The organism is Bacillus sp. JK62, assembly GCF_053663455.1.
The window spans coordinates 75,602-89,344 of record NZ_JBSJQA010000007.1 but is presented as its reverse complement, the minus strand read 5'-3'; the positions used below and the strand labels follow the sequence as shown (position 1 = coordinate 89,344).

Annotated in this window: 12 protein-coding genes; 6 read left to right on the top strand and 6 right to left on the bottom strand. The window is 47.4% G+C overall.

Annotated elements, in window-relative coordinates; all coding sequences use genetic code 11:
* Window positions 1-226 precede the first annotated feature (226 nt).
* A complete protein-coding gene (locus ACWJJ4_RS17265; protein WP_353575413.1) occupies window positions 227-604 on the top strand; it encodes a DnaJ family domain-containing protein in 378 nt (125 codons plus the stop codon).
* A 9-nt stretch (window positions 605-613) separates the two neighbouring features.
* Here ACWJJ4_RS17265 and ACWJJ4_RS17260 read toward each other — a convergent pair whose 3' ends face one another.
* Genes ACWJJ4_RS17260 through ACWJJ4_RS17250 form a run of 3 tightly spaced genes read right to left on the bottom strand, consistent with a single transcriptional unit; the run spans window position 614 to window position 1,578 of the window.
* On the bottom strand, window positions 614-1,045 hold the full coding sequence (locus ACWJJ4_RS17260; protein WP_003155596.1) for an Hsp20/alpha crystallin family protein: 432 nt from the start codon (window positions 1,043-1,045) through the stop codon (window positions 614-616).
* 15 nt (window positions 1,046-1,060) lie between these two features.
* Window positions 1,061-1,303: a spore germination protein gene (locus ACWJJ4_RS17255; protein WP_003155595.1), complete on the bottom strand. Its 243-nt coding sequence runs from the start codon at window positions 1,301-1,303 to the stop codon at window positions 1,061-1,063.
* A gap of 14 nt (window positions 1,304-1,317) precedes the next feature.
* A complete protein-coding gene (locus ACWJJ4_RS17250; RefSeq protein ID WP_007408496.1) occupies window positions 1,318-1,578 on the bottom strand; it encodes a spore germination protein in 261 nt (86 codons plus the stop codon).
* 270 nt (window positions 1,579-1,848) lie between these two features.
* On the opposite strand from ACWJJ4_RS17250, the gene treP reads away from it, so the two are divergent.
* The 4 genes from treP to ACWJJ4_RS17230 all read left to right on the top strand — a co-directional run bounded on the left by treP (window position 1,849) and on the right by ACWJJ4_RS17230 (window position 6,564).
* The gene (gene treP / locus ACWJJ4_RS17245; RefSeq protein ID WP_454021830.1) at window positions 1,849-3,264 is read left to right on the top strand and encodes a PTS system trehalose-specific EIIBC component; all 1,416 of its coding nucleotides are present in this window, start codon (window positions 1,849-1,851) and stop codon (window positions 3,262-3,264) included.
* A gap of 75 nt (window positions 3,265-3,339) precedes the next feature.
* Window positions 3,340-5,025: an alpha,alpha-phosphotrehalase gene (gene treC / locus ACWJJ4_RS17240; protein WP_353575412.1), complete on the top strand. Its 1,686-nt coding sequence runs from the start codon at window positions 3,340-3,342 to the stop codon at window positions 5,023-5,025.
* A 23-nt stretch (window positions 5,026-5,048) separates the two neighbouring features.
* Window positions 5,049-5,765 carry a trehalose operon repressor gene (gene treR / locus ACWJJ4_RS17235; RefSeq protein ID WP_201488818.1) on the top strand — a complete coding sequence of 239 codons (717 nt, stop codon included), beginning with the start codon at window positions 5,049-5,051 and terminating at the stop codon, window positions 5,763-5,765.
* Between the two features lie 133 nt (window positions 5,766-5,898).
* Window positions 5,899-6,564, top strand: coding sequence for an NAD(P)H-dependent oxidoreductase (locus ACWJJ4_RS17230; RefSeq protein ID WP_031378881.1), 666 nt, complete (start codon window positions 5,899-5,901; stop codon window positions 6,562-6,564).
* A gap of 35 nt (window positions 6,565-6,599) precedes the next feature.
* Here ACWJJ4_RS17230 and ACWJJ4_RS17225 read toward each other — a convergent pair whose 3' ends face one another.
* The 3 genes from ACWJJ4_RS17225 to ACWJJ4_RS17215 form a co-directional block, all read right to left on the bottom strand.
* Complete coding sequence (locus ACWJJ4_RS17225; protein ID WP_076851432.1) at window positions 6,600-7,361, bottom strand: YibE/F family protein; 762 nt, start codon at window positions 7,359-7,361, stop codon at window positions 6,600-6,602.
* Window positions 7,358-8,497: a YibE/F family protein gene (locus ACWJJ4_RS17220; RefSeq protein ID WP_176283193.1), complete on the bottom strand. Its 1,140-nt coding sequence runs from the start codon at window positions 8,495-8,497 to the stop codon at window positions 7,358-7,360. The genes ACWJJ4_RS17225 and ACWJJ4_RS17220 overlap by 4 nt, the downstream gene beginning before the upstream one ends.
* A 210-nt stretch (window positions 8,498-8,707) precedes the next feature.
* Window positions 8,708-13,000 (bottom strand): multifunctional 2',3'-cyclic-nucleotide 2'-phosphodiesterase/3'-nucleotidase/5'-nucleotidase, encoded by a 4,293-nt coding sequence (locus ACWJJ4_RS17215; protein ID WP_176283194.1) that lies wholly within the window; start codon window positions 12,998-13,000, stop codon window positions 8,708-8,710.
* 220 nt (window positions 13,001-13,220) lie between these two features.
* On the opposite strand from ACWJJ4_RS17215, the gene ACWJJ4_RS17210 reads away from it, so the two are divergent.
* Complete coding sequence (locus ACWJJ4_RS17210) at window positions 13,221-13,736, top strand: type 1 glutamine amidotransferase domain-containing protein (protein ID WP_003155578.1); 516 nt, start codon at window positions 13,221-13,223, stop codon at window positions 13,734-13,736.
* The last annotated feature ends 7 nt before the right edge of the window (window positions 13,737-13,743 follow it).

Here is a 13,743-nt window from a genome sequence, read left to right as displayed (position 1 = left end):
GATCACGGTTTACACGGAACGATAGAAAAAACGAACGTAATCAATATACCATGAAACCAGCAAATAGAAAAGGTGGAAAAGGCTCATCGGAAAAAGGGCGAAAAACGCTGTCGCAACAGCGGTTCATCTGTTGAATGACAGCTTTAAAAAACACAAATGGCACAAACTGGGATGTGAATTTCCGTATGATCACACCCGGTTCTATTGAAAAAAGAGGTGAACAGTGATGGATATTGCCCATATCGTGGCTGAAGATAAAATCAAGCGCGCCATTAAGGATGGAGAGTTCGCCAGCATCAAAGGAATGGGAAAGCCCCTGCCGAAAGACGATGCCGCACATCTTCCGGAGTCGCTCAGAATGGGCTACCGCATATTAAAAAACGCCGGGATCGCCGAGGATGAGGGCGCGCTGAAGAAAGAGCTGATGACGCTCGATTATTTGATCGCCAAGTGCCGCAATGAACAGGAGCGGGATCACCTGCGGAACAAACGGACGGAAAAACAAGTCAGACTCGACAAACTGACGGAGGAGAAAGCCATGTTCTCAAAACCCGCATCTTCTCATTATAAGGAGAAAGTGTACAGACGGCTGGGCCGCCCGTAAGCCGGCTCTTTAGATTTTTTTCTGAAAAGGAATGTGCTCCATAAGGCGCGGGTAGGAAATGTGGAGCAGGCCGTTTACGCACTGCGCCTGTAACAGGTGGGGCTCAGCCGGTTCAGGAAGCTCAATCGTCTCATCGATTTCCCCGTAATACCGGTTTTGGCAGACGCCCATGTTCTTCGGAAAAAGGGGTGTGATGTTTCCTCTTATATGCAGCCGTGTCCTTGACAGCAGCCTCAATGTCAATTCTTCTTCGTAAACGCCGGGCATTTCCACAATGACAAATGTGTGCTGTTCATCCTGATAAATATCATAAGTCAGGGTGTTTTTTTGTAAGGAGAAAAAATCTTCGGGAGATTTCCGTTTCAGGACATTGGTCCAAAAGTCGCTGGGCTTGTGCTCGTTCGTAATCTCAAGCCACTTTCTCATTTTTTCGATATCCACCTCGGCAGAACCTCCCTATATTTGATTTGCGATCGGCATTGACGGGTTGGCGATCTGATCCTGGTCGCTCACGTCAGGGTCAAGATGGCCCGAATTCAAACATCCGGCGGCCGGCGAAAAATCCCCTAAAGAAAAGTTCGCGCCGACAAACTTGCTGTTGGCGGTGTGGCTGTTTTGTACGGTCTGACCGATATCGACGTTTCCGTTTTGCGTTGCTCCGTTTACTTTTATATTGACGACGTTAATTTGGTAAGGCATTCATAAAAACCCCTTTAATCTATAATGGGCGGCACCGGCGTAATATTTGCGGTATCTGCGGTTCCTATGGCTGTCTGGTCGTTGACATCAGGATCATTTAACAAGTTCTCCATCATCGATTCTATAGGTGACGTATCGCCGAATGAAGAGTTCAGTCCTTGTGATTTGTTATTTGTGGTGGGACTGTTGTATGCCGCTTCCCCAATCGTAATAGATCCGTTGCCAGAAATACTGTTAATCTTCAGATAGTACAGGTTGATAACAGTGGATGGCATCTCTTCACACCTCTTTAACTTAGTTGTACAGTACTGTATGCTTTTTGTGCTCCTGTTGTGAATTCCGCCCGGACATGTTCCCGACCAAACAAGAAGTCAAGGCCCGGTTCCGGCGGGGCTTTTTTTGTTTCAGGGTCTTTCGCAGTATATTTGTGATGAAAGCGCTATAAAAATAGATTGACGACATGTATATACATCATTACAATAGAGTCATAAACATGTATATACAAGTTTGCGAGACAAAATGAAAACGGTTACGGAGGGGTTGGCATGGGTGATTTTAACCGGGCTGCGCGGCAGATCGCTGAAGCTGTCGGCGGAATTGAAAATATTGAGGCGGCGACTCATTGTGTGACGCGTTTGCGGTTTGCATTAATAGATGAAACCAAGGTAAACCAAAAAATGCTTGATGCAATAGACATTGTCAAAGGATCTTTTGCGGTAAACGGGCAGTTTCAAGTCGTGATCGGGCAGGGGACGGTCAACAAAGTATATGCGGAATTAGTGAAGGAAACGGGGATGGGGGAAGCGTCCAAGGATGACGTGAAGAAGGCGGCAGCGCAAAACATGAATCCTTTGCAGCGTGCTGTGAAAACGCTTGCGGACATCTTTATTCCGATCTTGCCGGCGATCGTTACGGCCGGACTTTTAATGGGTCTGAACAATATCTTAACGGCGGAAGGTATTTTCTACAGCACGAAATCGATTGTCCAAGTGTACCCGCAATGGGCGGATCTCGCCAATATGATTAATCTGATTGCGGGGACGGCCTTCGCTTTTCTGCCGGCTTTAATCGGCTGGTCGGCAGTGAAGCGGTTCGGAGGAAGCCCGCTTTTGGGCATCGTGCTCGGGCTGATGCTGGTGCATCCTGATCTGTTAAACGCATGGGGCTACGGGGCCGCCGAGCAGAGCGGCGATATTCCGGTGTGGAACCTGTTCGGCCTTGAGGTGCAGAAAGTCGGGTATCAAGGTCAGGTGCTTCCGATTCTGCTGGCGTCTTATTTACTTGCCAGGCTTGAGCTCTTTTTGACGAAACGGACGCCGGAGGGCATTCAGCTGTTGGTCGTCGCACCGGTGACGCTTTTGGTCATCGGTTTTCTATCCTTTGTTATCATCGGTCCGATCACCTTTGCGATCGGTAACGCGCTGACGGCGGGGTTGATTGCCGTTTTCGGCCAATTCTCCGCCATCGGAGGCCTGCTGTACGGAGGGCTGTATTCGGCGCTTGTGATCACGGGGATGCATCATACGTTTCTCGCGGTCGATCTTCAATTAATCGGATCAAAGCTCGGCGGCACATTTTTATGGCCGATGCTCGCATTGTCAAATATCGCTCAAGGATCGGCGGCTCTGGCCATGATGCTGATTACAAAAGATAAAAAACAGCGGGGGCTTTCACTGACGGCCGGCATTTCCGCATATTTGGGCATTACAGAGCCGGCGATTTTCGGCGTGAATCTGCGTTACAAATTTCCGTTTGTGATCGCTATGATCAGTTCGGGGATCGCGGGGATGTTCATCTCCGTCAAAGGCGTTCTCGCAAGCTCGGTCGGAGTCGGCGGCGTGCCGGGGATCTTCTCCATTATGAGCCGGTACTGGGGTCCGTTTGCGATCGGAATGCTGATTGTGCTGATTCTCCCGTTTGCGGGAACATACGGGTATGCGCGGCTGAAACGGCAAAAATAGAAAACCTGCGGGGCGCCTTCTAACAGGCTGTCCCTTTTCCCTTTCCATTCAAAACAATACAGGCGGTGAAGAAAAATGAAAACAGACAGCACACCATGGTGGAAAAAGGCAGCGGTATATCAAATTTATCCGAAGAGCTTTAATGATACGACGGGAAACGGGATCGGTGATCTGAACGGTATTATCGAGAAGCTTGATTATTTGCAGAAGCTTTTGATTGATGTCATTTGGCTTACGCCGATTTACGATTCGCCGCAGAATGACAACGGTTATGACATTCGCGATTACTGCACCATTTATGAAGCATACGGAACGATGGAGGATTTTGAACGCCTTCTTGATGAAGCGCACAAAAGAGGAATCAAGGTCGTCATGGATCTTGTCGTAAACCATACATCAGTCGAGCATCAATGGTTCAAAGAAGCGGTCTCGTCACCCGACAGTCCGTATCGGGATTTTTACATTTGGAAAGACGGAAAGGAAGACGGCCGGGCGCCGAACAACTGGGAATCAAAATTCGGCGGTTCCGCTTGGGAGCTCGACCCGGCGTCAGGCCAGCACTATCTGCATTTATTCGATGTGTCGCAGGCCGATTTGAACTGGGAAAATGAAGAGATGAGAAAACAGGTTTACGACATGATGCATTTTTGGTTCCGAAAAGGGATCGACGGTTTCCGGCTGGATGTGATCAACCTCATTTCTAAAGACCAATCGTTTCCTGATGCCGAGGATGGCCGTGACGGACGCCCTTATTATACGGACGGGCCGCGCGTGCACGAATTTCTTCATGAGATGAACCGGGAAGTGTTTTCGAAATATGACAGCATGACGGTCGGTGAAATGTCCTCGACAACGGCTGACCACTGCATCCGGTACACAAACCCTGAAAATAAAGAACTCGATATGACCTTTAACTTTCATCATTTAAAAGTGGATTATCCGAATGGTGAAAAATGGGCGCTCGCTCCGTTTGATTTTCTGAAGCTGAAACGGATTTTAGCGTTTTGGCAGACGGAGATGCAAAAAGGCGGAGGCTGGAATGCATTATTCTGGTGCAATCATGACCAGCCGCGGGCTGTATCCAGATACGGAGACGACGGCGAATACCGGACGAAATCAGCCAAAATGCTGGCGGCGGCCATTCATATGATGCAGGGCACGCCCTACATTTATCAAGGTGAGGAGATCGGCATGGGCAATCCGAAGTTCGATGACATCGGCTCATACCGCGATGTCGAATCACTGAACATTTACAAAAAGATGAAGGAAGAAGGCGTGTCAGAAAAAGACATTATCGCCATTTTAAAAGAGAAATCAAGAGACAATGCAAGAACCCCCGTTCAATGGAACAGCGGACCGCACGGCGGCTTCACGACGGGAACGCCTTGGATTCCGGCGGCGGATGATTATCGGGACATTAACGCGGAAGCGGCTTTGCGGGACCCGGATTCAATTTTCTACCATTATCAGAAGCTCATCAAGCTCAGAAAGGAATATGACATCGTGACTGAAGGAACGTTTGAGCTGCTTGCTGAAGATGATCCGGCGGTTCTGGCGTACGTCAGACACGGCAAGGATGAAAAACTTCTGTGCATCAACAACTTCTACGGGAAAGAAGCGGACTTTACGGTAACGCTTAAAGACACGGACGGCTGGCGGTTTACGGTGCTGCTGACGAATGATGAACCGAGGGAAGGGCGGCCGGAACGATTGACGCTCCGTCCGTATGAATCGATCGTTTATCATCTGACAAAAGCGTGATACACTAATCTGGGTGGTCATGAATGAAAGTGAATAAATATATCACAATTTATAAAGATATGGTGCGGCAGATTGAAAGCGGCCAGCGGAAGGCTGAAGACGTTCTTCCGTCTGAAAATGATTTGTGCGATCAATACGGCACATCACGAGAAACCGTCCGTAAAGCGCTCAATATGCTGGCGCAAAACGGCTACATCCAGAAAATCAAAGGCAAAGGCTCCGTCATATTAGACAGAGAAAAAATGCGTTTTCCAGTCTCAGGCCTGATCAGTTTCAAAGAGCTTTCGGAAACGCTCGGAAAAGAGACGAGAACGGAGGTTCACCGTCTCGGGCTGATCCTGCCTCCCTCAGAAGCCGCAAAAGAGCTTGGTACAGAAGCGGATGAAAAGGTGTGGGAAGTCGTCAGATCAAGACGGATTGACGGAGACCATATTATTTTAGACAAGGATTACTTTGTGAAAAAACATGTGCCTCAATTGACGAAGGCGATTTGCGAAGATTCGATCTATGAGTATCTCGAAGGAGAGCTCGGCCTGTCCATCAGCTACGCGCAAAAGGAAATTGTCGTGGAGCCGGCGGGGGAGGAAGACGGGAAGTATTTAGATCTCGGCGGGTTCAGCCATATGGCGGTCGTGAAAAACCGCGTCTTTTTGGAGGATACCAGCCTCTTCCAATATACGGAAAGCCGGCACAGGCTCGATAAATTCCGTTTCGTCGACTTTGCGAGAAGAGAAAAATAAAAACGGACTGCCGCGGCAGCCCGTTTTTTTGTCAGTATCAAAATGAATACTATCCAACAAAAATGTGCGTACTGGTACTTTCAAAAATAATGGCTACAATAGTACATAACGAGATGAAAAGGAGAGATCATGAATGTCAGATAAAAAACAGCAGATCATCGAAGCGTATCAATTCAGACACGCCACAAAGGAATTTGATCCTGAGAAAAAAATTTCAGAAAGCGATTTTGAATTCATTTTAGAAACGGGAAGATTATCCCCAAGCTCACTCGGTTTGGAGCCTTGGAAATTTGTCGTCGTTCAAAATCCGGAGCTTCGTGAAAAACTCCGCGAGTTCACATGGGGGGCGCAAAAGCAGCTGCCGACCGCAAGCCATTTCGTACTTCTGCTTGCCCGGACGGCAAAGGATATCCGTTTTGACGCCGATTATGTCAAAAATCACTTGCGGGAAGTCAAAAAAATGCCGGAAGATATGTATGAAGGCTATATCAGCAAAACCGAAGAATTCCAGAAAAATGATTTCAATCTGCTTGAATCAGATCGCGCGCTGTTTGACTGGGCATCCAAACAGACTTACATCGCCCTCGGCAATATGATGACAGCCGCTGCGCAGATCGGCATCGATTCCTGTCCTGTTGAAGGCTTCAACTATAAAGAAATCCACCGGATTCTTGAAGAAGAAGGGCTTCTGGAAAACGGAAGTTTCGACATCTCTGTCATGGCCGCATTCGGCTACCGTGTCAGAGAACCGCGCCCGAAAACAAGATCTGCCTCAAAAGACGTTGTAAAGTGGGTATAAGATAAAAAAAGCTGCCGGGCGTGTCCCGGCAGCTTTTACTGTTTATTTGGTTTTGCTAAAAAACAGGCGGTGATCCAGGACGTAACGGGAATGATGATGCCGATCCCGATTCCGGCGCAAAGAATGGTGACGGCTTCCGCACTGAATACTTTTGAGTTCACTATTTTTTCAGCTGAGTATGATAAGTCTTTAAACCAGATAATTAAAGCCAAATAGCTGCCGAAAAAAGCAAAGAATAACGTATTCGTATTCGTTCCTAAAATATCTCTCCCGATGCTTAATCCGAATGTGTACAGTTCTTTTCTGCTCATGGACGGATTATGACTGTAAATTTCCCGCATGGGTGAAGTAATGGAAATCGCGACATCGGTAATCGCCCCAATCGTGCCCATGATGATCATAGCTGCGGTAACCTTTACAAAATCCACCCCGACAAACAGTGTGAATATGCCGATATCCCCCAATTCTTCTTCACCGAATCCCTGAATCGAAGTATGTTTTGTTACGGCCATAATAAAAAACAGCAGCAATGCAATGGTCAGCATTGCAGAAATAAAGGCGGTTACGGTTTTGACGTTTCCTCCATTAATATAAAAAAGAGTAATGCTGCAAATCACGGCGGAAGAGAGCAATGTTAAAACAATCGGATTGATATGCGGGTCTGTCATGAAAATAATGGTGAGAAAGAGAACACCGAAATTTAAGAATAACGCAATAAAAGACCTCGCTCCTTTTTTTCCGCCGATGATGACCATTAATAGAAATAAAATCGCCGCGAGAATTACGATGACATTCATGAGCTTGCCTTCTTTCGTTTAATAAAAAAGACAGAAGCATACAGACTGGCGGGTATGGTTAATACAATTCCGATCCCCCCGGCCAATGCTCTGGCTATTTCCAAGGAAATGTTCATAGAAAGAGTGAATCCTATCGGGGAATCATTTTTCAAATACAAAAGCATCATCGGAATAGAGCCGCTTATATAAGCAAAAAACAGAATGTTGGTCATCGCCCCCATGATGTCTTTTCCGATCTCCATCCCGGAACGTCTGAGAGCTTGTAATGAGATACCCTTGTTTTCTTCATATAATCCGAAGACAGATGACGTCATGGTAATGGCCACATCCATGACCGCTCCCAGTGATCCGATAAATACCCCGGCCATAAACACCGTGTGATAAGGGCGGGTTAAATACTGCATTTCCTCATATCTGAGACCTTTCTCTCCGGTTGCCAGCATTACCAGATACGTAATCAGCAGGGAAACGAACGTGCCTGCGAGCGTCGCGGCTATGGCGGCGTATGTTTTCGCGTGAAAACCGCTGACAAGCAGCAATGAGATGACAGTAAAGATGAGAATACAGATACCGCAGATGAAAATTAACCCTATATTAGGATGCTTCCTGTACAAATCTAATGCAAACGACAGTAAAACGGCATTAAACATCAGGCTGACGATCGAAAAGAAGCCTTGTTTTTTGCCGACGATAAGCAAGGTGAAGATGAAAACCCAAGCGATCAGCAAAATCTGTTTATCCCGTTTTTTATCTATAATGCTTCCCGATATATCTTTGTTTGATGGTTTCCCTTTATCAATAGAAACGAATACTTCATCGCCAATCGAATATTTCTGATCATTCGCTCCGGATAAAGAATACTGATTGGACAAATGAATGAGCTGTCCTTTCTGACTTCCGTTTTCAAGTCTGGCTGTGATCGTCTGAGTGAAAATCTTATCTTTGTTTTTATGCATGTCCTGTACGTCAGACTGATGTTCCAATGTTGTTTTCGTCACTTTGGCAATCGGCCGCTCATAAAAAGAAGCGTTGTGAGTGACAAAAATGAGCGAGCTGATAAAACAAAGCGCTGTTATCACGTAAAACAGCTTTTTCTTGTAAGACATGCGGTTTCGTTTGTTTCCTGTAATCTTCAAAAAAAGTCCTCCAAACAGGCGGCGCCGTGTGAAAGAGAGGCCCTGCCGTGAAGTGTTAAACGATGCGGATGCAGTCTTTCGCGAATAACGTTCATATTTTATCACTCGGCCATACGGCTGTCGACTCAGAGGGGGGACCGGCAGAAAAAGCTCTCCTGATATCAGATCAGGAGAGCTTTTGGGATGAACCGCCCGATAAAAGCGGTATTTTTATGCTTCGTTCACTTTTTTTGCTTTTCTTCTTTGGTACAGATACAGTGCCGTTCCGAGCGCGCTGATGAGTAACCCGGCAAGAAGGATGGAATACATCGTTGTGGCCGTATCAGGAAGCAGGCCGCCCGGCGATACTCCGTCCTGCGCAGGGCCGGATGACGGTTTTTGTCCGCTTGGCTGCTTTCCGGAGCCATGATCGCCGCTTGTCGGCGGCGCGCTCTTCGTGTTTGCGTTTAATATGGTGTATTCACTGAAATGATTTGTATAGCCCGTGACGAGATCGTGTGAAACCGAACCGTTGTCTGTTTTTGTATAGACGTTCTTTTTCCGGTCTACATGATAAATGCCGGGCTGTTTCGCCTTTTTCATATTCTCAATGCGCAGGGTGAGCTTTACCGGCGCATTGAATGTTTTGATGTCTTTGTTTTTCTGCTTCATTGTAAAGTCGTATACATTTGAAAGCGCCCCGCTAACTTTTCCTTTCGGCGTCACACCGAATCGTGTATCAGCTGAAGCAGCGTTTGCCATCGGCATTTTCATGTTGAACTTGTCATGCAGGATCGTAAGGGAAGAATCCGATGTTCTGTCCTTTAACAGGCCGATTTGTTTTTTGGTCACGCTGAGATCAATCGGCTTTTTGGCGCCGTCATTCTTATCGTAATACACGATCGGCGTGTTGGCGTTTTTGGCATAGACGGCAAATGCGCTGTCATCTTCAAGCGTCCACGAATCGTTTTTTTGTCTCGTCGGCAGGTACACTTCCTGCGCACGGCCGTCAACTTTCGGTTCCACCGCTTTTCCCGCTTTTTCAAGCTGCTCAACGAAGACCTCATAGTCGGCAAAGCCAAGGTCTTCTTTATGGGACGCTTCGTTAAAGACGGAATATCCGTCTCCGCCTTCACCGACAAAGTTACTGGTGGCGACTCTGTATGTCTTCTTATCAGAAATCGGCTTTACACTGCCGTCATCCTGTACGGTCGCAGCTTGAAGAACGCGGTGTCCCGGCTTTTTATTCAGTGTAAACGTGTATGTTAAACCGGCAACTTGAGGGAAGGCGCCGCCTTGAGCTTCAATTCCGCTTAATCCTTGTTCCAGGGCTTGTTTGATCTGTTTTCCGGTTAAATCCGCGACGTAAAGCGTGTTGCCGAACGGCATTACATTCAGCACGTCGCCGAGTGTGATGTCTCCTTTATCAATGCCCGCGCGGATGCCGCCCCCGTTTGTGATCGCGATTTGGGCGCCGGCCGCTTCCTTCGCTTTTTGCAGCATGCCGTCCGCGATGAAGTTTCCGAGATTGGTTTCTTTGGAGCGGACATGCTCGCGCTGGCCGTCAAGTGCGACCTTCGTTGAACCGACTTTTTCATTTTTAACTGAGACGAGCTCTTTTTTAAACGGATCAAGCTCTTTTTTCAGATCCGGGTCTTCTTTCGTCTGCTCATTCACCGGTAGCGCTTGAAGAGAGGATTGTTCCGGCAGGACGACGCCGTTTTTGTCAAATGCGACATCGACACGGCCTAAATATTCGCCGTATTCTTTTGCCTGGGCGACGATGGTCGGCTCTTCGTTTTTGACAATTTCCATTTTATCTACAAGCGTATGCGTATGTCCGCCGACGATTAAGTCGATGCCTTTTACCTTTTTGGCGAGATCGAGATCACGCTGATGCCCGATATGGGTCAGGGCGATAATTTTATTGACATGTTCCTTGTTCTGTATTTCTTTTACCGTATCTTGTGCGGATTGGAAGGCATCATGAAAGACAATGCTTTTTCCCGGGCTTGATGTGACGGACGTATCTTCTGTCGTCAAGCCGAATACGGCGACTTTTTCTCCGTTTACATCAAGCAGAATATATGGATAGATGCCTGCTTTTTTCTTTTTCCCTGCCGTAAATGTGTCTGCTTTTTTCATGAATGGTCTCAGTTTTGACTCTTTGGCCACATCGACATTTGAACTGACGAGCGGAAAGTCAGGCGCTTGAAAATTGTATTTCCCGGATGGGTCAGACGCGCTCCCGTTACCGCTCAGGAAGCTGGCGAGAGCACCCGGACCTTTATCAAACTCATGATTTCCGAAGGTCATTGCGTCGTAGCCCATGCTGTTCATCAATTTTAAATCAGCCAGCCCCTGCCACTTTGTGAAATAGAGATCGCCTGAGAAAACGTCTCCCGCATCCAGCAAAATGCTGCGGTCGGTTTCGCTTCTGATTTCTTTAATTTTCGTCATCCGCCTCGCCGCGTTATCAAGGTGGGCGTGCGTGTCATTTGTATGCATAACGGTGAGTTTCCATGCGTCATCTTTCGGCGGATCTGTGCCCGGTTCATCATCTTTGAATTGGAGCTTGTACTGTCCGTAGCCCGCGTTTTGTGATTCACCGATATAGGCGACGTCATCTGCGCGGTCGGCAAACGGCTTTGCGGCCAAGGAAGATTCAAATGTCAGGTTTGTCCCTTTGACCGGAAGAATGGACCAGTTATGATCAGCCTGCGGATTAATCGTTTTCTGCTGGATGATGTAATCCATTAAGACCTGCCTGTTCTCATCGGCAGAAGAGTATACGATTTTATCATTGCTTAAGTGAGGGAATCCTCCGCCGCCTGAAGCGCGGTAATTATTTGTGACGATCAGAAATTCCTGCTTGGCGCTGACGGGCTTTCCTTGATAAGAAAGGTTGACGATCCGGCTTGCATCGGGATGAATGACTGTTCCGTTTTCGTTGTATTTCGCCGGTTTTGTGACATCGACCTGATAGGTGACACCGTCAATGACATCAAAATTGTATGAGCGGTAGGCGTCATTTAAAAGCGCTTGGCTGCCGCCTTTTGCCTGATCGATCTGATTAAATTGCCCCGCGGACATTTCGAGCCAGTCTTTCACTTCGCTTCCGTTCAGCTTGACGATCTGAACCGTGTTGTCATACAGGTACAAATCGCCGATGTTTTTGATGGCGAGGTCGCCCGCGGAAATGTTTGTATAGTAGTTTGAGCCGTTCCGCCCGCCGGCTTTAAACGGGGCGCCCGCCGAGAGGATAGGCAGATCTTTGTACTCCGTATCCTTCATCTTATTTTCAGCGTACCATTTTTGCGCATCCGTTACGATTTGAATGGACGGATCATCTTTGACTTGGGCGAAGAAACTGTTGATATCGGCTTTTGTCTGGCCGACGGGTTCTCTGATGTATTTCAAAGTGCCTTCGTGCGCTTTTTTGACGGTATTGACGACGGTTTCGTTTTCCGAATTCACATTGCCGGCAATCGGCTCGATGCTGCCTTTTGCATCTTCCACATGCCACGCGCTGTCTGTTTTTTCAAGCCGGAGGTCGATGACGCCCGCATATTTGCCCCAGCTGCTTGACATAACAACGGGGATGCCGTTAATCGTGCCTTTATCGACGTCGAATTGAGCAGCGCCTTTGTATTCGGCATCAGGGAAAAGCCCGTGCTGATGGCCGGATACGATCGCGTCAATTCCGCTGACTTTCGTTGCCAGGTCAAAAACGGCGTTTTCCGCTCCGGAAGACTGCGCTTTTTTTTCGATGCCGCTGTGGGCGAGGGCGATGACGATATCGGCTCCTTCAGCTTTCATTTTCGGAACGGTTTTCTTTGCGGATTCCACAATGTCCTCGACCTGAACGCGGCCTTCGAGATTTTTCTTATCCCACGTCATGATCTGAGGAGGAACAAAGCCGATGTAGCCGACTTTTAGCTGATGCTTGCCGCCGTTTTCATCCGTGACGGTTTTGTCTTTTATGACATAAGGCGTATAACGGTTTTCGCCGCTTACTGTTTTCACATTAGCATTAACGATCGGATAATCAGCGCCTTTGATTGTCCCGTCCAGGAATTCAAGCCCGTAATTAAATTCATGATTGCCGAGTGTTCCTGCGTCATAATGCAGACTGTTCATCACTTCAATGATCGGATGGGTCTTTGCGCCTGAAATGATATCATTTTTCTCATATTTTACGGCGTATTCTCCGAGGGGATTCCCCTGAATCAGGTCTCCGTTATCGACAAGCACTGTATTCGGGTTTTCGCGCCTGTGCTTCTCAATAAGCTGAGCCGTTCGGGCCAGCCCGAATTCCGTTGTCGGTTTGTCGCTGTAGTAATCGTAGTCCATCATGTTAGCGTGAACGTCAGTTGTGGCTAAAATGCTGAGATTCACACTGGAGGATTTGTTTTCTTCTGCTTTAATGGGTGATGTTGGGAGGATCAGACTAAGTATCATAACTAGGGGCAGCAGAATACGGAGTGTCATATTGACGCTGCATCGTCTTTTCTGTATTCTCACCTGTTCTCCACCTTTCAACAAATTTTGTCATGCAGTACCATTGTAAGAATATTTTGTGAAAGTTTATATAGATTTCATGATGATTCTTGTGAAAAGATAAAAAATGAGGATAATGACCTATGTAAAACAGGCGGGCGGTAAACGCGTTACCTATGTTTGATGTTAGTGTGGCTGGGGTACATGGATTTATGTAGACTTCATCAAGCAGGAGGTAGTAACTATGGGTAAAAAAATTGCAGTTGTATTAACGGATTACTTTGAGGATGTCGAGTATACTGAACCTGCGAAAGCTTTTAAAGATGCGGGTCATGAATTAACCGTAATTGAACAGGAAAAAGGAAAAACAGTCAAAGGAAAACAAGGGGAAGCGGAAGTGAAAGTGGACGCGTCCATCGATGATGTGAATCCGAAAGACTTTGACGCATTGCTGATCCCGGGCGGATTCTCACCTGACATGCTGCGTGCGGATGACCGTTTCGTCCAATTTGCCAAAGCGTTTATGGATGATAAAAAACCGGTGTTCGCCATCTGCCACGGCCCTCAGCTTCTCATCAACGCGAAAGCATTGGACGGGCGCAAAGCGACAGGATTTACTTCAATCCGAATCGATATGGAAAACGCGGGCGCGAATGTGGTGGATGAAGAAGTCGTCGTCTGCCAGAACCAGCTGGTCACAAGCCGCACACCGGATGACATTCCGGCATTCAACCGCGAATCATTAAAACTGCTTGCGTAATATAAAA

Bases quoted from the DNA above. Each gene is read 5' to 3' on its own strand.
- treR (WP_201488818.1), top strand. From the start codon at position 5,049: ATGAAAGTGAATAAATATATCACAATTTATAAAGATATGGTGCGGCAG.
- ACWJJ4_RS17230 (WP_031378881.1), top strand. From the start codon at position 5,899: ATGTCAGATAAAAAACAGCAGATCATCGAAGCGTATCAATTCAGACAC.
- ACWJJ4_RS17265 (WP_353575413.1), top strand. From the start codon at position 227: ATGGATATTGCCCATATCGTGGCTGAAGATAAAATCAAGCGCGCCATT.
- ACWJJ4_RS17255 (WP_003155595.1), bottom strand. From the start codon at position 1,303: ATGCCTTACCAAATTAACGTCGTCAATATAAAAGTAAACGGAGCAACG.
- treC (WP_353575412.1), top strand. From the start codon at position 3,340: ATGAAAACAGACAGCACACCATGGTGGAAAAAGGCAGCGGTATATCAA.
- ACWJJ4_RS17225 (WP_076851432.1), bottom strand. From the start codon at position 7,361: ATGAATGTCATCGTAATTCTCGCGGCGATTTTATTTCTATTAATGGTC.
- ACWJJ4_RS17250 (WP_007408496.1), bottom strand. From the start codon at position 1,578: ATGCCATCCACTGTTATCAACCTGTACTATCTGAAGATTAACAGTATT.
- ACWJJ4_RS17210 (WP_003155578.1), top strand. From the start codon at position 13,221: ATGGGTAAAAAAATTGCAGTTGTATTAACGGATTACTTTGAGGATGTC.
- treP (WP_454021830.1), top strand. From the start codon at position 1,849: ATGGGTGATTTTAACCGGGCTGCGCGGCAGATCGCTGAAGCTGTCGGC.